At 60.4% G+C, this 23,650-nt stretch carries 25 protein-coding genes; 11 read left to right on the top strand and 14 right to left on the bottom strand.

The features are described from left to right. Positions 1-67: 67 nt before the first annotated feature. On the bottom strand, positions 68-724 hold the full coding sequence (locus IMCC20628_RS11455; protein WP_156174486.1) for a hypothetical protein: 657 nt from the start codon (positions 722-724) through the stop codon (positions 68-70). Beyond that, positions 721-987 carry a DUF3572 domain-containing protein gene (locus IMCC20628_RS11450; RefSeq protein ID WP_047030331.1) on the bottom strand — a complete coding sequence of 89 codons (267 nt, stop codon included), beginning with the start codon at positions 985-987 and terminating at the stop codon, positions 721-723. Before IMCC20628_RS11450 ends, IMCC20628_RS11455 begins: the two co-directional genes overlap by 4 nt. A 219-nt stretch (positions 988-1,206) precedes the next feature. On the opposite strand from IMCC20628_RS11450, the gene IMCC20628_RS11445 reads away from it, so the two are divergent. Then, positions 1,207-1,578, top strand: coding sequence for a response regulator (locus IMCC20628_RS11445; RefSeq protein WP_047030330.1), 372 nt, complete (start codon positions 1,207-1,209; stop codon positions 1,576-1,578). Positions 1,579-1,593: 15 nt separating this feature from the next. Beyond that, entirely contained in the window at positions 1,594-2,967 is a 1,374-nt protein-coding gene (locus IMCC20628_RS11440) for a PleD family two-component system response regulator (protein ID WP_047030329.1), read from the top strand. Positions 2,968-3,636: 669 nt separating this feature from the next. Here the strand turns inward: IMCC20628_RS11440 and rpmG are convergent. The 6 genes from rpmG to topA form a co-directional block, all read right to left on the bottom strand. Next, complete coding sequence (gene rpmG / locus IMCC20628_RS11435; protein ID WP_047030328.1) at positions 3,637-3,804, bottom strand: 50S ribosomal protein L33; 168 nt, start codon at positions 3,802-3,804, stop codon at positions 3,637-3,639. Between the two features lie 92 nt (positions 3,805-3,896). Further along, positions 3,897-5,081 carry an MFS transporter gene (locus IMCC20628_RS11430; protein ID WP_047030327.1) on the bottom strand — a complete coding sequence of 395 codons (1,185 nt, stop codon included), beginning with the start codon at positions 5,079-5,081 and terminating at the stop codon, positions 3,897-3,899. A gap of 11 nt (positions 5,082-5,092) precedes the next feature. Further along, positions 5,093-5,812 carry an NUDIX domain-containing protein gene (locus tag IMCC20628_RS11425; RefSeq protein WP_052766395.1) on the bottom strand — a complete coding sequence of 240 codons (720 nt, stop codon included), beginning with the start codon at positions 5,810-5,812 and terminating at the stop codon, positions 5,093-5,095. Beyond that, the gene (locus tag IMCC20628_RS11420; RefSeq protein ID WP_047030326.1) at positions 5,809-6,261 is read right to left on the bottom strand and encodes a DUF983 domain-containing protein; all 453 of its coding nucleotides are present in this window, start codon (positions 6,259-6,261) and stop codon (positions 5,809-5,811) included. The genes IMCC20628_RS11425 and IMCC20628_RS11420 overlap by 4 nt, the downstream gene beginning before the upstream one ends. A gap of 60 nt (positions 6,262-6,321) precedes the next feature. Beyond that, positions 6,322-8,688, bottom strand: a complete 2,367-nt coding sequence (gene rnr, locus IMCC20628_RS11415) for a ribonuclease R (protein ID WP_047030325.1) — start codon at positions 8,686-8,688, stop codon at positions 6,322-6,324. Beyond that, positions 8,685-11,315, bottom strand: coding sequence for a type I DNA topoisomerase (topA, locus tag IMCC20628_RS11410; protein WP_047030324.1), 2,631 nt, complete (start codon positions 11,313-11,315; stop codon positions 8,685-8,687). Before topA ends, rnr begins: the two co-directional genes overlap by 4 nt. A 251-nt stretch (positions 11,316-11,566) precedes the next feature. On the opposite strand from topA, the gene IMCC20628_RS11405 reads away from it, so the two are divergent. Beyond that, entirely contained in the window at positions 11,567-11,770 is a 204-nt protein-coding gene (locus IMCC20628_RS11405; protein WP_047030323.1) for a hypothetical protein, read from the top strand. Between the two features lie 19 nt (positions 11,771-11,789). Here IMCC20628_RS11405 and dprA read toward each other — a convergent pair whose 3' ends face one another. The 4 genes from dprA to IMCC20628_RS11385 all read right to left on the bottom strand — a co-directional run bounded on the left by dprA (position 11,790) and on the right by IMCC20628_RS11385 (position 15,834). Further along, entirely contained in the window at positions 11,790-12,950 is a 1,161-nt protein-coding gene (dprA, locus tag IMCC20628_RS11400) for a DNA-processing protein DprA (protein WP_047030322.1), read from the bottom strand. Next, complete coding sequence (plsY, locus tag IMCC20628_RS11395) at positions 12,950-13,528, bottom strand: glycerol-3-phosphate 1-O-acyltransferase PlsY (RefSeq protein WP_197078478.1); 579 nt, start codon at positions 13,526-13,528, stop codon at positions 12,950-12,952. Before plsY ends, dprA begins: the two co-directional genes overlap by 1 nt. An 87-nt stretch (positions 13,529-13,615) precedes the next feature. Next, on the bottom strand, positions 13,616-14,902 hold the full coding sequence (locus tag IMCC20628_RS11390; RefSeq protein WP_047030320.1) for a dihydroorotase: 1,287 nt from the start codon (positions 14,900-14,902) through the stop codon (positions 13,616-13,618). Beyond that, the gene (locus tag IMCC20628_RS11385; RefSeq protein ID WP_047032480.1) at positions 14,899-15,834 is read right to left on the bottom strand and encodes an aspartate carbamoyltransferase catalytic subunit; all 936 of its coding nucleotides are present in this window, start codon (positions 15,832-15,834) and stop codon (positions 14,899-14,901) included. The genes IMCC20628_RS11390 and IMCC20628_RS11385 overlap by 4 nt, the downstream gene beginning before the upstream one ends. A gap of 126 nt (positions 15,835-15,960) precedes the next feature. Here IMCC20628_RS11385 and IMCC20628_RS11380 point away from each other — a divergent pair, with 126 nt between their 5' ends. Then, a complete protein-coding gene (locus IMCC20628_RS11380; protein WP_047030319.1) occupies positions 15,961-17,619 on the top strand; it encodes an acyl-CoA dehydrogenase family protein in 1,659 nt (552 codons plus the stop codon). Here IMCC20628_RS11380 and IMCC20628_RS11375 read toward each other — a convergent pair. Then, positions 17,601-18,536, bottom strand: a complete 936-nt coding sequence (locus IMCC20628_RS11375; RefSeq protein ID WP_047030318.1) for an AEC family transporter — start codon at positions 18,534-18,536, stop codon at positions 17,601-17,603. The genes IMCC20628_RS11380 and IMCC20628_RS11375 overlap by 19 nt on opposite strands. A 162-nt stretch (positions 18,537-18,698) precedes the next feature. Here IMCC20628_RS11375 and IMCC20628_RS11370 point away from each other — a divergent pair, with 162 nt between their 5' ends. After that, complete coding sequence (locus IMCC20628_RS11370; RefSeq protein ID WP_156174484.1) at positions 18,699-19,289, top strand: hypothetical protein; 591 nt, start codon at positions 18,699-18,701, stop codon at positions 19,287-19,289. Continuing rightward, positions 19,286-19,636 (top strand): DUF6105 family protein, encoded by a 351-nt coding sequence (locus IMCC20628_RS11365; protein ID WP_082128106.1) that lies wholly within the window; start codon positions 19,286-19,288, stop codon positions 19,634-19,636. Before IMCC20628_RS11370 ends, IMCC20628_RS11365 begins: the two co-directional genes overlap by 4 nt. Here IMCC20628_RS11365 and ruvX read toward each other — a convergent pair. Beyond that, positions 19,622-20,116: a Holliday junction resolvase RuvX gene (ruvX, locus tag IMCC20628_RS11360; RefSeq protein WP_047030316.1), complete on the bottom strand. Its 495-nt coding sequence runs from the start codon at positions 20,114-20,116 to the stop codon at positions 19,622-19,624. The two genes, IMCC20628_RS11365 and ruvX, sit on opposite strands and share 15 nt — an antisense overlap. A 90-nt stretch (positions 20,117-20,206) precedes the next feature. Between ruvX and IMCC20628_RS11355 the strand changes: the two genes are divergently transcribed. The 5 genes from IMCC20628_RS11355 to gatA all read left to right on the top strand — a co-directional run bounded on the left by IMCC20628_RS11355 (position 20,207) and on the right by gatA (position 23,619). Continuing rightward, on the top strand, positions 20,207-20,914 hold the full coding sequence (locus tag IMCC20628_RS11355) for a metal-dependent hydrolase (protein WP_047030315.1): 708 nt from the start codon (positions 20,207-20,209) through the stop codon (positions 20,912-20,914). Between the two features lie 50 nt (positions 20,915-20,964). After that, positions 20,965-21,555 carry a class I SAM-dependent methyltransferase gene (locus IMCC20628_RS11350; RefSeq protein WP_047030314.1) on the top strand — a complete coding sequence of 197 codons (591 nt, stop codon included), beginning with the start codon at positions 20,965-20,967 and terminating at the stop codon, positions 21,553-21,555. Positions 21,556-21,675: 120 nt separating this feature from the next. Next, positions 21,676-21,963 (top strand): Asp-tRNA(Asn)/Glu-tRNA(Gln) amidotransferase subunit GatC, encoded by a 288-nt coding sequence (gene gatC / locus IMCC20628_RS11345; protein ID WP_047030313.1) that lies wholly within the window; start codon positions 21,676-21,678, stop codon positions 21,961-21,963. 4 nt (positions 21,964-21,967) lie between these two features. Next, positions 21,968-22,141 carry a hypothetical protein gene (locus tag IMCC20628_RS24700; protein ID WP_245307922.1) on the top strand — a complete coding sequence of 58 codons (174 nt, stop codon included), beginning with the start codon at positions 21,968-21,970 and terminating at the stop codon, positions 22,139-22,141. After that, on the top strand, positions 22,138-23,619 hold the full coding sequence (gene gatA / locus IMCC20628_RS11340) for an Asp-tRNA(Asn)/Glu-tRNA(Gln) amidotransferase subunit GatA (protein WP_047030312.1): 1,482 nt from the start codon (positions 22,138-22,140) through the stop codon (positions 23,617-23,619). Before IMCC20628_RS24700 ends, gatA begins: the two co-directional genes overlap by 4 nt. Positions 23,620-23,650 lie beyond the last annotated feature (31 nt).

Here is a 23,650-nt window from a genome sequence, read left to right as displayed (position 1 = left end):
CTGTGGCCGCACCTGGAGATCCTGTGCGTACTGCAGGGCGCCTGTCACGGCTGTTGGCACAACTATTTCAGTCAGCGATCTGTCCGAAATGGGCTTTGATCAGCGCTTCGGCGTGAGCCCAGTCAGTAGCGATGTCGACGCCGTCACCCGGATGCGGCGCCAGAGCCCGAAAAATGTCATTGGTCATCAGGTTGAGCAACAAGCTGTCGGGCACATGTTTGCGCACCGATTGCAGATTGGTGAAAATATCATCGACAAACACCACCGGCTGCGTTCGCGATCCATGCAGGGCCAGCACCGCAGGCCCCTTGGCCGATTCGGTGGCAATCATCGGATAGTCGAAGCCGTGTCGGGAGAGCAGCCGTCGGCGCACCGCGCGGTGACGCGGCGGCATCGCGGTCAGAAACACGATATCGGCATGCTCGGCCAGGCGCGAAAGGCTGTCGGCTGCGGCATTGACCGGCGTCTGCCACTCATCTTGGCTGGTGAAGAAGGCCTCCAGCAGCGCAGCCACCTTGTCTTCACGGGTTTCCACCCCATCTGCAAGGCTGAAAACATTGCCATTGAGGCGAAACGATGTGGGGCGCAGCTCAAAGCCGTTGTCGACCAGAAAAGCCTGGAATGGCGTGAGGAACTCGAGCACCACCTCGTCGATGTCGCACACAACCAGCGGGCGGTCGGTCAAGACCAGATCATCATGCTCGGCGTCGGGGATCAGCATCATCCTGCTTCTCCTGCGCCGCCGAGAGCATGGAATGCGCGGGCAACAGTCTCAGGCTTGGTGTCGGTGGCGGCACAGAAATCCATCAAGGTCGGTTCATGGTTCATCAGGAACCCGAGCACACCGGCGAGGAAACCCGGCTCCTTGGCTGCATCGCGCATATTGCTGGCCTCAAGTCCGGTCAAAGCCAGAAATCGGCCCATCAATTCGGGCTCGCCTGCAAGCCAAACCAGCACAGCAATCGCCGTGTCTTCTGCATCCGCCATCGCCTTCGCGCCTCTTCAGGGTGACATGAACCACATTCGAAGTGTCCGATTACCACTTTTTCAACCTAATGAAACTATGGTGACCGTGTTGACCGGATTTTCGGGTCGAAAACTCCGCAAACCGTACCGGCCAGAAACCGGTACTTCTGGCCACCGGCCGCCGGCAACAGCAGTATCAGGCGGGCAGTTGGCCAGGCCGGATCGGGGATGGGAACGGGTATGACAAAGCAAGTGATGATTGTTGAAGACAACGAACTCAACATGAAACTCTTCCGCGACCTGATTGAAGCGTCAGGTTACAAGACGATCCAGACCCGCAACGGCATGGAAGCGATGGACCTTGCGCGCCAGCACCGTCCGGATCTCATCCTGATGGATATTCAGTTGCCAGAAGTGTCCGGTCTGGAGGTCACCAAATGGCTCAAGCAGGACGACGACCTGCACATGATCCCGGTCATCGCTGTCACCGCATTTGCGATGAAGGGCGACGAGGAACGCATCCGTCAGGGCGGGTGCGAAGCCTATATTTCCAAGCCGATATCGGTTCCCAAATTCATTGAAACCATCAAGACGTACCTTGGCGATGCTTGAGGGTGGAGTAAGACCATGACCGCACGCATCCTGGTGGTTGATGACATTCCGGCAAATGTGAAGCTTCTCGAGGCTCGGCTTCTGGCCGAATATTTCGAAGTGCTGACCGCCGCCGATGGAATGACCGCATTGTCGATCTGCGACCAGACGCCGGTCGACCTCATCCTGCTCGACATCATGATGCCCGGAATTGATGGATTTGAAGTCTGCGAGCGGCTCAAGAACAATCCGCGTACCGCCCATATTCCGGTTGTCATGGTGACTGCGCTGGATCAGGCTGCCGACCGGGTGCGTGGGCTTAAAGCTGGTGCTGATGACTTTCTGACCAAGCCCGTCAACGACCTGCAGCTCATGACCCGGGTGAAAAGCCTCATCCGGTTCAAAGCTTTGACCGATGAGCTTCGTCTGCGTGCCGAGACCGCGCGCAGCCTTGGCTTGGAAACCCTGCTGGCGCCGCACCAGGGCCAGCTGGAAGAGCCGGGCCTGGTCTTGCTGGTGGAAGGGCGTGCCAACGCCCAGGACCGCATGATACGGGCGCTCAAGGGCGTTGCCGAGATCACCGCGATCGGTGATCCCCAGGCAGCCCTGTTTGAAGCGGCTGAAAAACCCTATGAACTGGTGATCGTTTCCACCGCGCTGGAAGACTATGATCCATTGCGGCTGTGTTCGCAGATGCGGTCGCTCGAGCGTACGCGGTTTATTCCGATGCTCGCGGTCGCCGAGCAGGGCGAAGAAGAACTGGTGATCCGGGCGCTCGAACTTGGAGTCAATGATTATCTGCTGAGACCACTCGATCCCAATGAACTGGTGGCGCGCAGCATCACCCAGATCCGCCGCAAGCGCTATTCGGACCAGTTGCGTGCCAGTCTGTCACAATCGGTCGAGTTTGCCGTCACGGACGCGCTTACCGGCCTTAATAACCGTCGCTATCTCGACACCCATCTGGCGACGCTGGTGGAACGTTCCAACCGGCGCGACCGGCCGCTTTCCGTGCTGATCACCGACATTGATCATTTCAAAGCCATCAACGACACCCACGGTCACGAGGGTGGCGATGATGTATTGCGTGAATTCGCCCGCCGGGTCCGCGGCGCTGTCCGTGGTGCGGATCTTGCTTGCCGCTATGGCGGCGAGGAATTCGTGGTGGTAATGCCCGATACGACGCCTGAGATCGCCGCTCAGGTTGCAGAACGCTTGCGGGATGCCATTGCCGCTGCACCATTCAAGATCTCGGCTTCCGGCCGCGCTGCGCCTCTGACAACGTCTGTCGGGATCGCCACGCTGGAAAAGGGCGGCGAAGCCGCTGATTCGCTGCTTCGCCGTGCCGACAAGGCGCTCTACCAGGCCAAACATGACGGTCGTAACCGCGTTGTCAGCCAGGCGGCCTGACGCGGGGCCATTGAGCCAATCCCTGGTGAGCATTTCGTTACGGCGGTCACCCTCCGTCGTCTGGCCAAGCGCGCTATGAGTTTCCACACAACTTCGTACCTTTCGGTGTGTCTGGTTCTGCCCGATGCCCTACAGCGCCGCGTATCCATTGAACGCGACATGCATTAGCATTGATCTGCCAGAGAAAAGCCCAAGCAGTTCACCAACATTGACTGCACAGATGCCGAATCGCGACTGGCATGCGGGGGAACAATGATTTTCAAAGCGGATAGAGATCAAATGTCGTGCTCGGTGCCGCAGTGCTGTGGTGTTGAAGAAACGATTAAAATTATTTCCAATATTAACCACACCCGTAGGTAGTTTCTACATAAGGTTAAGAAACTATTGATTTGTTTCTGTTTTGGGACAATTGTCCACCGTGCCTGAAGCGTTTTGAGACTGTCACACGGGCAGGCTATAATTGTGAAAATTCTCCGATACCCCATGATGTCAGGTCCGCCGCATCTCCTGGGTCGTGGGGTGGCCGGTCAAGACCAAGTGCAATGTGGTATCCTCGTTCCACGCCTTTGTCCTGACCGGCCTTCAATACAAAAAACCCGCGTCCGGAAGGAGGCGGGTTTTTTGTATTGAACGATGCACCCCCGCACAAAGGCGGGAAGCGGAGCCAGATTACTTGATCTTGGCTTCCTTGAATTCAACATGCTTCTTGGCGACGGGATCGTACTTTGTCTTCGTCATCTTGTCGGTGAAAGTACGGCTGTTTTTCTTGGTTACATAGAAAAACCCTGTGTCGGCTGTCGACAGGAGCTTGATCTTGATAGTGGTCGCCTTGGCCATGGTGTCTTGCCTTCTTCAAAAATGAAGCCGCGGACAGCACAGAAGGCTCCACGGCGAAACTTGCGCGGAACCTACAAAAGCCGGGCCGAAAGTCAAGCCCGTTTAGGTCCGAGTACAATACGAAACAGCGTCAGAGCCACATAAAGTGCAAAAAAGAACGCCAGCGCCCAGGCAAAACCGTGATCACCGGCCACATCCATGGCCACGCCGATGGTTTGCGGCCCGACCAGCATGCCCAGCGCATAACAAAAAACAAATGCGGCATTGGCCGATGCGAGATCGGAGCCGTGCAATTTGTCGCCCAGATGCGCCAGGCCGACCGTATAGAGCCCGGCGACACTGCCGCCCCAGAACAGCAGGATTACCGCCGTCAACAGCCAGTCGTGGATGAGGTAGGGCAGGGCGAGAGAGCCAATGAGACCTATGAAGGCAAACAGTGACAGCAGCCGGCGGCGGTCGCCTATCTTGTCTGCAATCAGACCGACCGGAATCTGGAACAGCACATTCCCAAGCCCCATCATCATCAGCAGCAGCGCGCCCTGTGACTCGGTAAATCCCGTGCGGTTGGCATAGACAGGAAACAGCGCCAGGCCGCCTGATTCGACTGCGCCAAAGATGAACACTGCGGCAGTCGCCGTCGGCACCAGGAAGACGTAACGCATGAACGAATAATTCGGCGATTCGTCGATCGGCGGGTTTTCCTTCCGCGCCATCAGAATCGGGACCGCCGCCAGCAGGATAACGCCGGAGCCGATCAGGAACGGCAGGATTCCATCGGATCCGATGATCGAGAATATCAGTGGTCCGGCGGCAAAACCGAGAGACAGCACCGTGGCGTAGATGCCGAGAACCAGCCCCCGCCGGGATGGCGGCGCTGCAGTGTTGATCCAGAATTCGGACAGCACGAACAAGATCGTGATGGCGCCGTGGAAAATCACGCGCAACGGAAACCACATCCACAGCGCCTCGGCATAGTAGAAACCCAGCGCACTGACCGCGGCTGCGACAATTGCCAACACCATTGTGTTGACGACGGTCAGGCGCCGCGCAATCATCGTGGTGAGAGGCGCTGCCACCATGGCCGCCACCCCGGCCATTGCCGAATTCAGGCCGATCATCGAAGAGGAAACGCCGCGTTTTTCGAGGATGATCGACAACAGCGGTAATCCGAGGCCGATGGCGATGCCAACGGCGGTAATGGCGGACACGGCTGCTATCAATGCTGGCCAATGGATCACCTCGCGAATCGCGGGAGGGCGTGAGGATGAGTGATCCATGTCGGTTTGCCTTAAATCACTTCTCGAACGAATCGTCCGTTACGGAAATAGTAAAACGGGACCGCCCTGCCAAACAGCAAGGCCGGATCCTCCTCAAGCGCCTCTGCGAGTTCCGCCAAAATCACCTTGGTTATCCCGGGGGTCGGGTGATTTTCATGGGCATCGATAGGCAGCCATGTCAGGTCATGCAATTCGTCGCTATCGCGAATCTGGGTCGGATCCAGCCCCAGTTCGTCGCAAAAACAGGCAAAAAATCGTGTGTCAAACCGGCGCGACTGTCCCGAGGGTGTGATCGCGCGGGCGAGGAAACGGAAATGCGAAACATCGGGGCGCAGTGTACCGGCATATTCCGGCGGCGTCAGGGAAAGATGGGCTTCCTCTTCCATTTCACGCGCCGCAGCTACGGCCAGGCCGCGCGCGGCGTAGTTTTGAAACCGTGCGTTTGTTCGCAGCACCAGTTTCTCCGCGACTTCATCCCGCAAGGGCTGGGCCAGCGGTGTTCTATTGTCGCCGGGATCGCGCCGTCCACCGGGAAAAACGTAGAGATCGGGCATGAACGCATGGCCCTTGCCGCGCTTTCCCAGCAATGCGCGCGGAACTTTGCTGCTTCGGTCCATGAGAATCAGCGATGCCGCGTCACGCGGTGTTCGCGGTGGATACCGATTTTCGCTTAACCTGGCCAAGTGATCTTCGGTCAGGAATTCCGTTTTGGCGGTCGCGTCGCCATTCATCGCGCATCCTCGTGAGAAGGCTCAGCGAGCATCGGCTCTTCCGACTCGCCTCCGAAACCATGCATGCGCAATGCCCATTGCAGGCCGATGACACCGCCCTTGAGTGGTTGCAGCATCACCAATGTCAACAGGATCGTGATCGGGATCCAGATCATCAGGTGCTGCCAGCTTTCAAGCACCAGCCAGCTGTCGGTCGCCATATAGCCCGCAACGACTATGTGACCGACAATGAAAATCGCCAGATAGGCCGGGAAATCATCGGCCCGGTGGTGAAACATCTCTTCTCCACACACGTCGCAGGCATCGACCGGTTTCAGAAAGGCCCGAAACAGTTTGCCCTCGCCGCAATGGGGGCAGCGGCCTGACAGGCCGCGTTTGATCGCGCGCCAGGTGTTGCGCGGTTCGTCTTTTGCCAGGTTCGGGGTCGTGTTGCCGCCAAATTCGAGCATGGCTCATCTCCTGATTATGATAGGGCGTTTTCACGCCTCAAATTGTTGTGCAACGCTGTCTCAGCGCCGGCCGCGAGCTGGCCGTGTCCCGGGTTTTTTGGGACCACCCCGGCGCGCACGGCCGGACTTGTGGAACGAGCGGGTGCCCGCGGGCATCTTGTGTCCCTCGCTGAGCATCTCGAATCGCATCGAGCCGGCCAGCGGGATCACTTCGACGATTTTGATCTCCACCTCATCTCCGAGCCGGTATCCAAGCCCGGTTTTCTCCCCCGTCAGCGCCTGATGAGCCTCATCATGATGATAATAGTCAAGCCCGAGTGTCGAAATCGGGACGAATCCATCTGCGCCAAATTGAGGCAGGCTGATGAACAACCCGGATTTGGTCACCCCGGAAATGCGCCCGGTGAAGGCCTCGCCAATGCGGCTGGCGAGGTGGTGGGCAACCAGCCGGTCCACTGTATCGCGTTCGGCCGCCATGGCGCGCCGCTCGGTGACGCAAATTTCCGCGGAAATGGTTTCCAGCGCTGCTTCTTGCTCCGGTGTAATGCCGCCTTCGCCAAGGCCAAGCGATCCGACCAGTGCGCGGTGCACGATCAGATCGGCATAGCGCCGGATCGGTGAGGTGAAATGCGCGTATTTCATCAAATTGAGGCCGAAATGGCCAAGATTTTCCGGCGAGTAGATCGCCTGGCTCTGGCTGCGCAGCACCATCTCGTTGACCATGCCCTGATAGGGCTCTCCGGATGCCTTGGCGAGGATGCCGTTGAACGAACTGGCCCGTATCGCCGCGCCGCGCGCCAGCGACAGTCCGAGCGTGCCGAGAAACTCGCGCAGCACTTCCTGCTTGGCCAGCGATGGCTGGTCATGAACCCGGTAGATCAAGGCCTGCTTGCGCTTTTCCAGCGTTTCGGCTGCGGCCACATTGGCCTGGATCATGAATTCCTCGATCAGCCTGTGCGCATCGAGCCGTTCGGGCACGATCACCTTGTCGACCTTGCCTTCCGGCGTCAGCAGGATCTTGCGCTCCGGCATGTCGAGATCAAGCGGCTGGCGCCGGTTGCGCTCGCGCTTGAGTACTGCGTAGGCAGCCCACAACGGCTTCAGGACGGTCTCGAGCAGCGGCCCGGACTTGTCGTCCGGGTTGCCGTCAATCGCCGCCTGCGCCTGCTGATAGGACAACTTGGCGGCACTCTTGATCATCACCCGGTGAAATTTGTGGCCGATCTTGCGGCCTTCACTGGAAAACACCATGCGCAGCGCCAGCGCCGGGCGGTCTTCGCCCTCGCGCAGGGAACACAGATCGTTGGAAATCCGCTCCGGTAGCATCGGAACAACCCGGTCGGGAAAATAGGCCGAGTTGCCGCGCTTGAGCGCTTCGCGGTCGAGCGGAGACCCGGTGCGCACATACCAGGACACATCGGCAATCGCCACGGTGGCGATGATGCCGCCGGGATTGTCGGGCGAGGGATCCTCTTCGGCAAAGACCGCGTCGTCATGGTCCTTGGCGTCATGCGGGTCGATGGTGATGAGCGGAATCTTGCGCCAGTCCTCGCGGCCCGAAAGCGGCGCCGGCTTGGCGTTTTCGGCGGCCTCGATCACTTCGGCGGGAAACACATGCGGGATGCCGTGGGAATGAATGGCGATCATCGAGATCGCCTTTTCGCCATCGACCGAGCCCAGCACCGCATGCACCTTGGCCTGTGGCAGCCCCATGCGGCTCAGCTTGATCGATTCCACCTCGACCAGATCGCCGTCCTTGGCATTGCCAGCGGCGTCCGCAGCAATGGCAAATTCCTCGCCACGGCGTTCGATCGGCATCAGCCGTCCACCGCCGTCGGGCAAGGCCCGGAACACGCCCAGAACCAGGCCTTCGCGCCGGTCCAGCACTTTCATGATGCGGGCGGTGTAGGTGGTCTTGGCGCCATGCGTCGTGGCAAAGATCCGCGCCAGAACCCGGTCGCCTATGCCTGCCGCCGTCGACGGCGCGCGGGATTTGCTGCGGTCGCGTCCGGCGTTCGACTGGCGCACGGTCACGGGCGGTGCTTCGCCATGATCCTCGAGCCATTCCGCCGGACGGGCGATCAGATCACCATCCGGGTTGCGCACAGTGATTTCGAGCACCGCGACTGCCGGCAATGTGCCGGGACGTCGCAGCATTTTCCGGTCACGCTCGATCATTCCCTCTTCTTCGAGGTTGCGGAGCATGTCCTTCAGCTCGGCCCTGGTGTCGCCTTTCAGGCCAAAGGCCTTGGCGATGTCGCGCTTGGAAGCTCGATCAGGGTTTTCACTGAGAAACTGCAGGATGGTGTCCTTGTCCGGCATGTCGCCGCGGCGAAACGCCGGGCGCGCGTCTTCAGTCTTGTCGTCGGTCTTGCCGGGTTTCGGTTTGGCAGTTCCCGGTTTGCGGGGAGGATGTCCCAATGTCAGTCCTTCTTCGCCTTCGCGGCGGCTGGTTTCTTTGCTTTGGCTTTCGGCTTCGCCTTGGCCTTCGGCTTGGCGGCCTTCTTGGCCGGCGCCTTGGTTTTCTTGCCTGATGCGGCAGCTTTGGCGGCGATCATCTCAAGCGCTTCTTCAAGCGTTACCTCGGTGGGCACCTTGTCCTTGGGCAGCGTGGCGTTGATCTTGGCCCAGTTGACATAGGGGCCATATTTGCCGTCACGCACGGTGACCGGTCCACCATCGGGGTGGTCGCCCAGCGCCTTGAGCGCTGCGGGTGTGCCACGTCCGCGGCCAGGTCCCTTGGCCACCTTTTCGGCGATCACGGTGACTGCGCGGTTGAGGCCGATTGAAAACACGTCTTCGACGCTTTCCAGATTGCCATAGGTCCCGTCATGCAGCACGAACGGGCCATAGCGGCCGAGTCCGGCAGAGATCATCTTTCCCGATTCGGGGTGCTGGCCGACATCACGCGGCAGGCTCAGCAGTGCGAGAGCTTTCTCGTGATCAATCGTATCGACCGCCCAGCCCTTGGGCAAGCTGGCGCGTTTGGCTTCCTTGCCTTCGCCGCGCTGCACATAGGGGCCGAAACGGCCGGTGCGCAGCGTGATGGGTTCTTCGGTATAGGGATCCTTGCCCAGATCCTTGGGTTCATTAGACAGCGCCGCATCGCCTTCGGCGTTCTGATCGTTGGAAAGCTGCCGGGTGAAGCTGCAATCGGGATAATTCGAACAGCCGACAAAGGCGCCGTACTTGCCGAGTTTCAGCGACAAATTGCCGGTGCCGCAGGTCGGGCAGATCCGCGGGTTGGAACCATCTTCGCGCACCGGGAACACCAGCGGCGCCAGCGCCTCGTTGAGCGCATCAAGCACCTGGGTAACGCGAAGGTCCTTGGTGTCGTCGATATGCTGATGGAATTCGGTCCAGAATTCGCGCAACACATCCTTCCAGGCCAGTTCACCCGCCGAAATCCGGTCGAGCTTTTCCTCGAGATCGGCGGTAAAACCGAATTCGACATAGCGGTTGAAGAAATTCTCCAGAAACGCAATGACCAGACGGCCCTTCGGCTCAGGGGTCAGCCTGCGGTTCTCGATCGTCACATATTCACGGTCGCGCAGCGTTGCCAGTGTCGAGGCATAGGTCGAAGGGCGGCCGATGCCGAGCTCTTCCATCTTCTTGATCAGCGAAGCTTCCGAAAACCGCGGCGGAGGCTCGGTGAAATGCTGGGTGGCGTTGATCTTTTCCTTGGCCAGCGCTTCCTGGGCGTTGATCTCCGGCAGGCGGGCATCATCATCGTCGCCGTCGGATTGCTCGCCATCTTCCTTGGCGTCGGTGTAGGCGGCGATGAAGCCGTCAAACCGGACCACAGAACCGGTGGCGCGCAGGCCGGCGGTCTTGCCGTCCTTGGAAGCAGTGATGTCGACCGTGGTGCGTTCGATCTCGGCTGACGCCATCTGGCTGGCGGTGGCGCGTTTCCAGATCAGGTCATAAAGCTTGAGCTGGTCGGAATCGAGATAGCGTTTGACGTCGTCAGGCGCCCGTTCAAAGCCGGTTGGCCGGATGGCTTCGTGGGCCTCCTGCGCATTCTTGGCCTTGGTTGTGTAAAGACGCGGCTTTTCCGGGCAGTAACGCGCGCCGAAGCGTGCCGAAATCGCGGCTCTGGCTTCTTCGATCGCCTCGGGCGCCATCTGCACGCCGTCGGTACGCATATAGGTGATCAGACCAACGGTCTCGCCGCCAATGTCGATGCCCTCATAGAGCTTTTGCGCCACCTGCATTGTCCGCGAGGCATTGAAGCCGAGCTTTGAGGACGCGGCCTGCTGCAATGTCGACGTCGTAAACGGCGGCGACGGGTTGCGCTTGGTTGGCTTGGCTTCGACGCTGTCGGTGACAAAGGACGCGCCCTCAAGCATGTCCTTGATGTTTCCGGCCAGGTCACCATTGGTGACCGACATCTTGGTCATCTTCTCGCCGTCATGCGAGGTGAGCCGTGCGGTAAAGCCGTCTCCGCGCGGGGTCTTCAGATCGGCCGAGATCTGCCAGTATTCTTCAGAGTTGAACCGTTCGATCTCGCTTTCGCGGTCGCAGACAAGCCTGAGCGCCACCGACTGGACCCGTCCTGCCGAACGGGCGCCTGGCAATTTGCGCCACAACACCGGCGAGAGATTGAAGCCAACCAGATAGTCGAGTGCCCGGCGCGCCAGATAGGCGTCGACCAGCGGCGTGTCGATCTCGCGCGGATTGGCCATCGCGTCGAGAACCGATTTCTTGGTGATGGCGTTGAAGACGACGCGGGAGACCTTCTTGTCTTTCAGCGCCTTCTTCTTGGTCAGCACTTCCAGTACATGCCAGGAAATGGCTTCGCCTTCGCGATCCGGGTCAGTCGCCAGAATCAGGGAGTCGGCGCCCTTGAGCGCTTCGGTAATGTCCTTGAGGCGCTTGTTGGAGGCAGTGTCGACCTCCCACTTCATCTCGAAATCCTCATCGGGAAGCACCGAGCCGTCCTTGGCCGGCAAGTCACGAACGTGACCGAACGATGCCAGCACCGTGTAGCCGCTTCCGAGGTATTTGTTGATGGTTTTTGCCTTCGCAGGCGATTCGACTACCACTACATTCATAAGATTGCTCGCATTCGGCCATGGAATTCGGCATGCCGCGCGAATTCGCACCGTACCGATTTGGCCCACGAAATGTACATCGAATGCGGCGCGGTCAAGCCCAACTTCCCGATTCCTGCCTTTTCTCGCCTGAATACAACCAATGCGAGCTTGCAACTGTATTGCAATTATAGATAATTAAGCTATCGTATTTCAATGATCTGTTCGACCGCTCCGGGAGCGGTTGCGCTGTCAGACACAAGGAAGCAACGATGCCGACGCGCCCCAATCAAGGATCATTGGCGACCGCTCAAACAGAGCAGAACATCGCTTATATCAGGCAGATGCTGGTGGAATTGCGCAGTGTTGCCGAGGGCGAGAAGGCCGATATGCTGTGCTATCTGATCGAGATGGCCTACCTTGAAGCGGGTGACGTGCTGGCCGGGGAGCGACCGCTCAAAGTTGCTGAAAGATAAGGGTAGGAGAGTTCGGCACCTATCCGTCCAGGTCCTCGTCAAAAGACAAGGACACCATTCCGCCGGGATGACGATGCAACCGTCCGGCCAGGTCCAGTTCGAGCAGCACCAGATAGACAGTCGCCGCGGCAACACCGGTGTGGCGGATGATGTCGTCAATATCGGCGGGTGAGGGGCCCAGCGACTCAATTACCCGGGCGCGGTCGTCATCTCCCGGTTCGGTAAACGGCGCACCGTCCTCGGTGCCGGGCTCTTCCATCACCGGGTCGCCATCGGAAAACAGCCGGCTCGACGGCGCAAGCGCGTCGATGACATCGCGGCTTTCGGTGGTCAGAATGGCACCTTCCTTGAGAAGTCCGTTGGTGCCCGCGGCTCTGGGATCAAGCGGCGAGCCGGGAATGGCAAAGACCAGCCGGCCGAAATCGGCGGCGCGCCGCGCCGTGATCAGCGAGCCGGATCGATGCGCCGCCTCGATTACAACCAAGCCAAGGCCGACGCCGGCGATCAGCCGGTTGCGGCGAGGGAAATCCCGCGCCCGTGGCTCCCATCCCATCGGCATTTCGCTGATCGCAAAGCCTTGGCCGGCACAGATCTCGCGGTAGAGTTCGAGGTTTTCAGGCGGGTAGGGCTGATCCAGACCACCCGCCAGTGCGGCGATGGTTCCGGTTTCCAGGCTTGCCCGGTGCGCCGCCGCGTCAATACCGCGCGCCATGCCCGAGACAATCGTGTATCCGGCAGCGCCAAGCTCCCGCGCCATCCGCGCCGCCATCTTTGCCCCCGACACCGAAGCGTTGCGGGCGCCGACGATGCCGACAGAAACCTGCGTCGCCAGAGTCAGATTGCCAATCGCCGACAGCAAGGGCGGCGCGCCGTCGATCCGCCTGAGTGCGGGTGGGTAGTCCGGTTCGCCAATGCCGATGAAAACCGCGCCGAATCTGTGTGCGGCTTCCAGTTCGCGTTCGGCGTCGTCGATGCTGGCCACCCGGATGGTCCGCGCAGACCCGCCACGCCGGGACAGTTCCGGCAATTGCTCGATCGCCGTCTCCGCAGAGCCGAAATGGTTGATCAGGTCGCGAAAGGTCGCCGGGCCGACATTGTCGGAACGGATCAGGCGCAGCCAGGAAAGTCGCTGGCGATCAGAAAGGGCGACACCGCGCCTTCCTTCATCGCCCGGCGGCATCAGCCCTTGTCCCCGATGCGGCTCTCTGTTCCTGCGAGCAGCCGGCGGATATTCTGATGGTGCTTGAGAAAGGTGATCACCGACAGGATCACAAACAGCGACGCCACTTCCGGTCGCCCGTAGAGATAAAGAGCGATGGGTACCGCCACTGCCGCAGTCAGCGCCGCCAGCGAGGAATAGCGAAACAGCTTGGCCATGCTGAGCCAGACTGCGGCGAATACCAGCACGATCACCGGCGCCAGCCCCAGCAGAACGCCCAGATAGGTTGCGACGCCCTTGCCACCCTTGAATTTCAGCCAGACCGGATAGAGATGGCCCAAAAATGCCCCCAGACCGGCAATCAGCGCCGCTTCCATGCCAATGACCTGACGGGCGACGACAATTGCCACCGTTCCCTTCAGCGCGTCGGCCAGCAGGGTCAGGCCCGCGAGCTTCTTGTTGCCTGTGCGCAGCACGTTGGTGGCGCCGATATTGCCGGATCCGATGGTCCGCAGATCGCCGAGCCCGGCTTTGCGGGTCAGGATCAGGCCAAACGGGATGGAGCCGCAGAGATAGCCGAACAGCAGCGCCCCGAGCATCACAGGTGTGGAAAGCGACCATTGGATCAAATCCGGCACGACGAAACTTCTCCCCAAAACCATGCTCTGACAGACACGAAACGGGTGTCAGGCGCGATGAACAGTGACACCTGCAACCAGTGTTTGCAACACTTTGCCGCTAAACCGTGCATCCTCGAAAGCGCTGTTCTTGGACTTCGACACAATATCGTCTTTTGACAGCACCCAGGGATATTCCGGATCAACCAGCGCGATATCGGCGCGCGCGCCGACCCCAAGCGTGCCCGCATCAAGCCCGAGAATTTGCGCCGGGCGGGTCGACATCGCGTCGACAAGGCGCATCAGCGGCACATCGCCGGAATGATAGAGCCGCAGCGCCGCTGCCAGCAGCGTTTCCAAACCAATAGCCCCGTTTTCGGCGTCCGCGAACGGCAACCGCTTGGTGTCGACGTCCTGCGGATCATGCGCCGAGACGATGATATCGATGGCGCCATCGGCAAGGGCTGCCACCATGGCGCGCCGGTCATCCTCGGTGCGAAGTGGCGGCGACAGCCGGAAGAACGTCCGATACTCGCCGATGTCGGTTTCATTCAGCGTCAGGTGATTGATGCAGATCCCGGCGGTCACCTTGAGCCCGCGCGCTTTGGCCGTGCGGATTACATCGGCGGATTCGGGCACCGAAATGCTCATCGCGTGATAGCGGGCGCCAGTCAGCGCCGCGAGCCGCAGGTCGCGTTCGAGCGGAATGATCTCGGCCTCACGCGGCACGCCGGACAGCCCCAGCCAGCTGGCGAACAGCCCTTCGTTCATCACGCCGCCGGCGCCCAGTTGCCGGTCCTGCGTCGCCACCGCGATCACGGTTCCGAAATCGCGCGCATAGGTCATGGCGCGCCGCATCACCGCGGGATTGTCCACCGTATGCCGTCCGTTGCTCAGCATGACAGCGCCAGCCTCGAGAAGCAGACCGAATTCGGTCATCTCCTCGCCCTTGAGACCCTTTGTCAGGGCCGCCGCGGGGTAGACACGAACAATGGCTTCATCGCGCGCCAACCGCTGGACGAAATCGACCAGCGCCACATCGTCAATCACCGGATCGGTGTCGGGCATCATGACGATGGATGTGACGCCGCCCCGTGCTGCGGCGCGGCTGGCCGAGGCGATGGTCTCGCGATGCTCGGCGCCGGGTTCGCCGATATGCACGCAGGCATCAACCAGGCCGGGAATGGCGATCAGGCCGGTGCAATCCTCGATCTCGCAATCGGACGACTTGTCAAACCCGACAGCGCTGGCACCGATGGCAGCGATCTTGCCGTCAACAACGACAATGTCGCCAATCTCGTCCATCTGCGTCGAGGGATCGACAATACGGACATTGGTGAGAACCCGCGACGTCATGGCTGATTCCCCTGCGACAGCATCAGCGTTTCCATCACCGCCATGCGGACGGCAACTCCCATCTCGACCTGCAATTCGATGACGCTTTGCGGTCCGTCGGCAATGTCGGAGGCAATTTCGACGCCGCGGTTCATCGGGCCGGGATGCATCACCAGCGCGTTATCCTTGGCAAATTTGAGCTTTACAGCGTCCAGACCATAATAACGGAAATATTCGCGCACCGACGGCACGAAGGAACCGGCCATGCGCTCGCGCTGCAGCCTGAGCATCATCACCACATCGGCGTCCTTGAGCCCGTCCTCCATGCGCTGGAACACTTCCACGCCCATTTGTTCAATGCCCGATGGCAACAGTGTCGAAGGCGCAACAACGCGAACCCGCGCGCCCAGCGCATTGAGCAGCATGATGTTCGAGCGCGCGACGCGGGAATGCAGCACGTCGCCGCAAATGGCGACGATCAGGCGTCCGACCTTGCCCTTGATGCGGCGGATGGTCAGTGCGTCAAGCAGCGCTTGGGTGGGGTGTTCATGCGCGCCATCGCCGGCATTGATCACCGGGCAGCCGACTTTTTGCGACAACAGCGCCACCGCACCGGCGGAGGAATGCCGCACCACCAGCACATCGGGCCGCATGGCATTGAGCGTCATCGCCGTGTCGACCAGCGTTTCGCCCTTTTTGACACTGGAATTTGCCACCGACATGTTCATCACATCGGCACCAAGCCGTTTGCCGGCCAGTTCAAACGACGCCTGCGTTCGGGTGGAGGCTTCGAAAAAAAGGTTGATCTGGGTGAGGCCGCGCAGCGTCGAGGTCTTTTTTTCGCGCTGACGGGAGATTTTGACTGCCTCATCGGCCCGATCGAGCAAATAATGGATGTCTTGCTCCGAAAGCCCCTTTATTCCGAGCAGGTGGCGGTGCGGAAATGACATCATGCGTCCCATGGGGTTGAGGTCTTGGTGGGTCTATAGAAAGGTTCCGGGGCAGGGGCAAGCGTCGCAATGCCGGAAATACGCGATGTCCCCATGCAAAACGGCGCGAATCCCTGTAAGCGAGGTTTCATGAGCCCAATCCAAGCCTTCGGCCAGCAGGCCGACAATCAAAGCCCGCCCTTTTCCGGGCACAACGCCTACCGTTCCGACCCTTTGCTGAAGGACATCGCGGCTGACATGCCGCGCGCGCTTCGCGATGATTTCGAGACGGTCGGTAAATTCGTGGCGTCGGCCGAAGCGCAGGATCTTGCCCGCCTGGCCAACCATGCCATCCCCGAGCTGAAGACCCATGACGGTTTTGGCAACCGGATTGATCAGGTCGATTTCCATCCCAGCTGGCACGCCTTGATGCGTCGCGGGGTCTCGATCGGGCTGCAGGGCTCGGTCTGGGAAGGCCGTCGCGAGGAGGCCGGTCTGGCCCATCAGGCTCGCGCGATCCGGTTTTTCCTCACCGCCGGTCTCGAATGCGGACATCTGTGTCCGCTGACCATGACCAATGCCTCGATCGCCGCGATCATGGCGTCGCCGCGGATCGAGAAAGCCTGGGCGCCGCAGGTGGTGTCACGCCGCTATGATTCGAGCCATCGCCCGGCGATGCAGAAATCCGGTGTGACCATTGGCATGGGCATGACCGAAAAACAGGGAGGCACCGATGTCCGCGCCAATCAGAGCGTGGCGACCCGCGCCGGCGAAGGCGTCTACCGGCTGTCCGGACACAAATGGTTCCTGTCCGCACCAATGTCCGACGGCTTTGTCATGCTGGCCCAGACCGGCGAGGAATCCGGCAACGAACTGAGCTGTTTTCTGGTGCCCCGCATTCTCGAGGACGGCAACCTCAACGGGTTGCGGCTGCAGCGGTTGAAAGACAAGGTTGGAAACCGCTCCAATGCGTCCTCCGAAGTTGAGTTCAGCGATACATTCGGTTTCCTGCTCGGTGGCGAAGGCGAGGGCGTGCGTACCATTTTGGACATGGTGACGCTGACCCGGCTCGATTGTGCTCTGGCCTCCGCCGGCATGATGCGCGCCAGCCTTGCCGAAGCGGTGCATCATTGCCGCCACCGCCGTGTTTTTGGCGAATTGCTGATCGACCAGCCGCTGATGATCCGGGTTCTTGCCGACCTGGCGCTTGAGGTTGCCGCGGCGACAGCGTTGTCGATGCGGCTGGCCCGCGCCTTTGACATGGCCCGCGACAATCCTGCCGAAGCCACGATAGCCCGGCTGCTGACGCCGGTGGTCAAATACTGGGTCTGCAAGATTGCCCCATCGGTGATCTACGAGGTGATGGAGTGCATGGGCGGCAATGGTTATGTCGAGGAGCGCGCCGTGGCCCGTCATTACCGCGAGGCCCCGGTCAATGCGATCTGGGAAGGCTCGGGCAACGTCATGGCGCTCGATGTACTCAGAGTTCTTACCCGGGGGCGTGATCTGTGTGAAGTGGCGCTTGACAGCATCAACAACGATCTTGGCGCAGCCGGTCCGCGCACGGTCGATGTGCTCAGAGCCTGCATGGCGGTTGCCGAGCGTGACCAGGGTGCGGCACGTTTGCTGACAGAACAGTTCGCACTGGCTGCAGCAGCTGCCGAATTGACCCGGCTTGGCGCCGGCCATGTCGCCGAAGCCTTTGTCGAGACCCGGCTCGCCGGCGCCTGGCGCTCAACTTATGGAATGCTTGACGCTCGTTTTGACGCCCGTCAGATTGTCGATCTGCTTTATCCGCCTGCAATCTGAGCAACGGCCCACATCACCGCCGGAATGGTGAGGAAAGATGCGACCGTCTGCACCGTGGTGACAGCTGCGTAGAGCGGCGCGTCTCCGCCCATCTGGCGGGCCAGCAGATACCCGTTCATCGCCGTTGGCACTGAAGCGCAAAGCACCACGATTATCAGCGGTTCACCGGTCAGGCCGAAGGCCAGCGCCAGCCCGGTCATGATCAACGGAAACACAATCAGCTTGAGCGCCGTCGGCGCCAGCACGGCAGGTCCGGGGCGCAGCGCGTCATTGAGCTTGAGGCCAGCGCCGACCATCAGCAGCCCCAGTCCCAGCGCCGATCGCGCGATCAGATCAATCGCCTGTTCCAACGGTTGGTAGATGCCAAAGGGCAGGGCGTTGACAATCATGCCAGCCACACAGCCCAGAATCAGCGGATTGCCGGCAATGCGCTTGACCAGTGTGGCCATGCTGCGTCCACCGGTTCCATACCAGACCAGCACGATCACATTGATGAAGTTGAGCGGGATGATGATCACCGCCATGACCAGCGCAACCAGTGCCAGGCCGCTGGGACCTGCCAGTTTCTCGGCAATGGCCAGGGCAATGAACGAATTCCACCGTGAAGATGTCTGAAACAGGGTCGAATAACTTGCGTCCGACATGCCGCGGGCGCGGGCCAGCGGATGGAGAGCAATCAGCAGCACTGTGACGACTGCGACAGCGATCAGTGCCACCAGCGAAACAGTGCCCAGCTCGATGCTGGAAAAATCCGCCGTTGCAAGGGTCAGGAACAGGAGTGACGGAAACAGGACGTAGTATCCGATCGTTTCAAGGCCGGGCCAGACGCTATGGTCTATGAACGGGGCGCGCCTCAACGCCACGCCCAGAACCACGATCAGAAAAATCGGCAGAATGCTTTCGAATATCAGGAACATGGGTCTCGCCGGATGATGGGAACCACCTCATAGGGGCTACGGAACCGTCGGGCAATGGCAGCCGTTAACCTTAACAAATGGTTTACATTGCGTCGGGACGGCCAGGCGGTCATTCTGACAGCATCAGACAGACTGAACTTCGAGAAGGTCGACGGATCCGCAATGAAAACAAGCCGCCTGTTCTACACCTCAATGATGCTGTTCTGGATCAGTTTCCTGGCGCTGCTGGCGCTGGTTGTGACCTATGCTCCGCAGGGCGGGGTGGAACTGGCGGGTTTGACGCTGTTTGTCGACACTGGGCTGGTTGATGCCGCCATGACGGCGATGGATGGCATTGGCCTTTCACTGATGGCTCAAAGCGTGGTTTTCGGAGTTCTTGGCGGATTCAATGTCGCTTCCGCCGGATTGCTTCTGTTTGCCATGATGTTCTGCGTGCTTGGCGAAGAGCGCGAGCAGCGCGAGGCGCGGCCATTGGCCGAAGGGGCGGCGGCCTGTACGGCTGCGGCCGCAGCTCTTTCGGTCGCGGTGTCTTTTGCCGGCGGCCAGGCAGGCGCCCTGATGGTGCTGCAACTGACAGCCCTTGGCGGTCTTCTGCTGACGGTGACGTCTCTTGCACAATCGGCAATCGCGCCTGCCGACACCAAGGCTGGAGATGTGGCAGCACTTGATGACGTGATCGCTGACCATGCTGCCAACCACGCGGCGTTCAGCGCCCAACTTGCGTCATTCTCGCGGCGGGGCTCTGCCTCATGAAGGTTTTTCTAGTCCTCTGGATCATGCCCATCATCCTGCTCGGCAGCTGGTACGGCCTGTCCTATTACGACATCAATTTCGGCTATCGCATTTTGACCCGCGAGCTGCACGATCTGGTTTTCACGATCTATGGCAATCTGCTCGGCATTGAGCCTGAATCGATCCCGCCGCTGGTGGTCAAGGCCGTCATCTTCGACACATTCCTGGTCGTCGGTTTCATCGTGATCAAGCGCCGCCGCAAACAGATCTGGGCCGCGCTGTGCCAATTCTTCCACTGGACAGGCGGGCACACCACATCAGACCAGACTGAGGTTCAACCACAGTCTGACTTTTCAAGAACCAGCTGAATCTGCCTTGGATCTGCGCAGGCCCGCAAGCCGGTCGAGCGCGCCCTGCAAAATGAAGCTGGCGGCGGCCGAATCGATCCGCTCCTTGCGCTTCTTGCGCGACACATCCATCTCGATCAGCGCCCGCTCGGCGGCCACAGTCGACAATCGCTCGTCCCAGAACACGAAGGGCAGGTCGGTTTTCTCCGCCATGCTGCGCACGAAGGCGCGTGTTGCCTGACAACGGGGCCCCTCGCTGCCATCCATATTGACCGGCAGACCGATGATTGCCGCGCCGGCATTGTCGCGCGCCAGCGATTCGAGCAGCACCACCGCATCTAGAGTGAATTTCTTGCGCTTGATCATCGGCCGCGGCGAAGCCAGTCTGAGCGACAGGTCCGAGATAGCCAGACCGATGGTCACGGTGCCCAGATCGATGCCGGCAATGGTCTGTCCCGGCAACAGCCGGTCATTCAGCTCTTCGATCCCGATCGCCGCCATTTTTCAAACTCCGCCTTTGCGCCCGGGCACATGCCGGGCTAGATGATGGGTTTAGCGAACAAGCCCAAATAATGCGAGGGAGCGTATCCAATGAAAATCACATGGCTCGGCCATTCGGCATTCCGGTTGGAAACCGCCAAATCCACCATCCTGATCGACCCGTTCTTCACCGGAAATCCGAGTTTTGAAGGCAATGACCGCAAGGAAGCGGTCAAGGGCGTCACTCATATCCTGCTCACCCATGGCCATGGCGACCATGTTGGCGATACCGCCGAGATTGCCAAAGAGACCGGCGCAGTCGTGCTGGCCAACTACGATCTTGGCATGTGGCTGACCCATCATCAGGGCGTGGAGCGGTTGGAGATGGGCAATACTGGCGGCACCGTTGCGCTGGACGGTTTCTCCGCCACCTTCGTCAACGCGTTCCATTCCTCGGCCCATATCACCAGCGATGGCGTGTCGCACTCGCTCGGCAGCGCCAATGGCCTGATGCTGCATTTCGAGGACGAGCCCAGTCTCCTGCATATGGGCGACACCGACATTTTCTCCGACATGGCGCTGATCAACGAGTTGCACCGCCCGGAAATCGGCATTGTGCCGATCGGCGACCGCTTCACCATGGGCGGCGCGGTAGCAGCTCTTGCCTGCCGCAGGTATTTCTCCTTTGCCAAGGTGCTGCCGTGCCATTACGGCACCTTCCCGATCATCGATCAGACCGCCGACGCCTTTCTGGAAGGCATGGAAGACGACGCCAAGAACGTCGCAGTGCCCAAATCCGGCGAAAGCGTTGATGTCTGAGACGGGCCTTGCCGCAGCTTTGTCGTGACAAAGAAGAACATGGGAATACAATGACCCAGGATGACCAGACGCTCAGCTTTTATACGCAGCAAGCGTCCGCCTATGCCTCACGCGATGAATATTCGAATTCGAAGCACATCGAGGCTTTTCTGTCCTTGCTACCGTCCGGCGCCGCCATTCTCGAATTGGGATGCGGCGCCGGGCGGGACACTGAATTCATGATCGGCAGGGGGATCGATGTGCGTCCGACCGATGGAACACTCGAACTGGCGCAAGCGGCACAGCAGCGCCTCGGCATACCGGTGGCCAAGCTGTTGTTCGCGGATCTGAACGAGCAAGGCAGGTATGACGGAGTATGGGCGAATGCCTGCCTGTTGCATGTTCCCCGTGCAGATCTGCCAGGGATCTTGTCGAAAATTCGATCAGCCTTGACGAATGGCGGGGTGTTTTATGCCAGCTTCAAGGCCGGAGAAACAGAAGGCCGCGACCAGTTTGACCGCTATTACAACTACCCGTCAGCGTCCGCACTTCGGGAATGGTACTCGGCGGCGGGATGGGCGGACGTGGATATCACCACCGAAATGGGCGGAGGCTATGACGGCAAGCCGACCACATGGCTCCATGCCACCGCAATCAAATGAAGCCCGCTTTCAAACCACTTTCAGCCTGGCCACAATGACAAATCCTTGGCCCGCGGTTGCGCGCGCCGCCGCTCGCCGCTATAGCGGGGCCACCTGTTCACACCACCCGATGAGGACCCTATGTCCGTAGATCTTGCCACCGTCAAACGCGTTGCGCACCTGGCCCGTATTGCCGTCACCGACGAGGACGCCGCGCGCATGGAAGGCGAACTCAATGCCATTCTGGGCTTTGTCGAGCACCTTTCCGAAGTCGATGTCGACGGCGTCGAGCCAATGACGTCAGTGACGCCGATGATGATGAAGAAGCGCGAGGACGTCGTTACCGACGGCTCCAAGGCCGAAGACATCGTTGCCAACGCGCCCGAATCCACCGACAATTTCTTCGTTGTCCCGAAGGTGGTCGAGTAAGCTTATGATGGCGCTGGTCGCAAACGAAACGCCGTTGCCGCACAAGATCGCGCATCTGGTTCCGCTTGCCGCCGCCGTCCGGCTTTGTGAAAGTCTTGGCTTCACCGAATGTGGCGCCGTCCTTGATGACCCTGAAGCCGGATATTCCCGGTTCTTTGAAAAGAAGTTGTCCGCATGACCGACCTGACCCGTCTGACCATCGCCGAAGCCCGTGACGAAATGAGCAAGGGCACCTTTTCCAGCCTCGAGCTGACCGATGCCTATCTGGCGGCCATCGATGCCGCCAATCCGGCGATCAATGCCTATGTCAAGGTTACTGCCGACAAGGCCCGCGACATGGCCAAGGCTTCCGACGCCCGCCGCACCGACGGCAAGGCCGGCGCGCTGGAAGGCATTCCGCTCGGCATCAAGGATCTCTACGCCACCGAAGGCGTCCACACCCAGGCTTGCAGCCATGTGCTCGACGGCTTTGAGCCGCGCTACGAATCCACAGTCACGGCCAATCTCTGGGCCGATGGCGCGGTCATGCTGGGCAAGCTCAACATGGATGAATTCGCCATGGGCTCGTCCAATGAGAGTTCTTATTACGGCCCGGTGATCAACCCGTGGCGTGCTGAAGGCTCCAACGCCAATCTGGTGCCCGGCGGTTCTTCCGGCGGCTCGGCTGCCGCTGTTGCCGCACTGCTCTGCGCCGGCGCCACCGCAACCGATACCGGCGGCTCGATCCGCCAGCCTGCGGCGTTTACCGGCACGGTCGGCATCAAGCCGACCTATGGCCGTTGCTCGCGCTGGGGCATTGCAGCCTTTGCCTCGTCGCTCGATCAGGCAGGTCCGATTGCCCGCGATGTCCGCGATGCGGCGATCATGCTTAAATCCATGGCCTCGGTCGACGCCAAGGACACCACCTCGGTCGATCTGCCGGTGCCTGACTACGAAGCCGCACTCGGCGGTTCGGTCAAGGGCCTGAAGATCGGCATCCCGCGTGAATACCGCATCGAGGGCATGCCCGAAGAGATCGACGCCGTCTGGCAGCAGGGCATCGCCTGGCTCAAGGAAGCAGGCGCCGAAATCGTCGACATCGAACTGCCGCACACCAAATACGCGCTGCCGGCCTATTACATTGTCGCACCTGCCGAAGCCTCGTCCAACCTGGCCCGCTATGACGGCGTCCGCTACGGTCTGCGGGTGCCCGGCAGGGACATTGCCGAGATGTATGAAAAGACCCGCGCCGAAGGATTTGGCCAGGAGGTCAAGCGCCGCATCATGATCGGCACCTATGTGCTCTCGGCCGGTTATTATGACGCCTATTACCTGCGCGCCCAGAAGGTCCGCACCCTGATCAAGCGCGATTTCGAACTGGCTTTTGCAGCTGGCGTCGACGCCATCCTGACGCCCGCCACCCCGTCCTCGGCCTTTGCCGTTGGCGACGAGAACCTGGCCAGCGATCCGGTGAAAATGTATCTCAACGACATCTTCACCGTCACCGTCAACATGGCAGGGCTTCCGGGCATCGCCGTGCCTGCCGGTCTCGACCCCAAGGGTCTGCCGCTCGGCCTGCAGCTGATCGGCCGCCCGTTCGAGGAAGAAACCCTGTTCAAGACCGCCCACGTGATCGAACAGGCCGCTGGCCGGTTCGAGGCGAAGCGTTGGTGGTAGGTTGACGCGATAAAGCGGCGCCCGAAGGCGC

The sequence above is a fragment of the Hoeflea sp. IMCC20628 genome, from assembly GCF_001011155.1.
Lineage (GTDB): Bacteria > Pseudomonadota > Alphaproteobacteria > Rhizobiales > Rhizobiaceae > Hoeflea.
The sequence above is the reverse complement of the archived record's forward strand: the minus strand, read 5'-3'. Positions and strand labels throughout refer to the sequence as shown.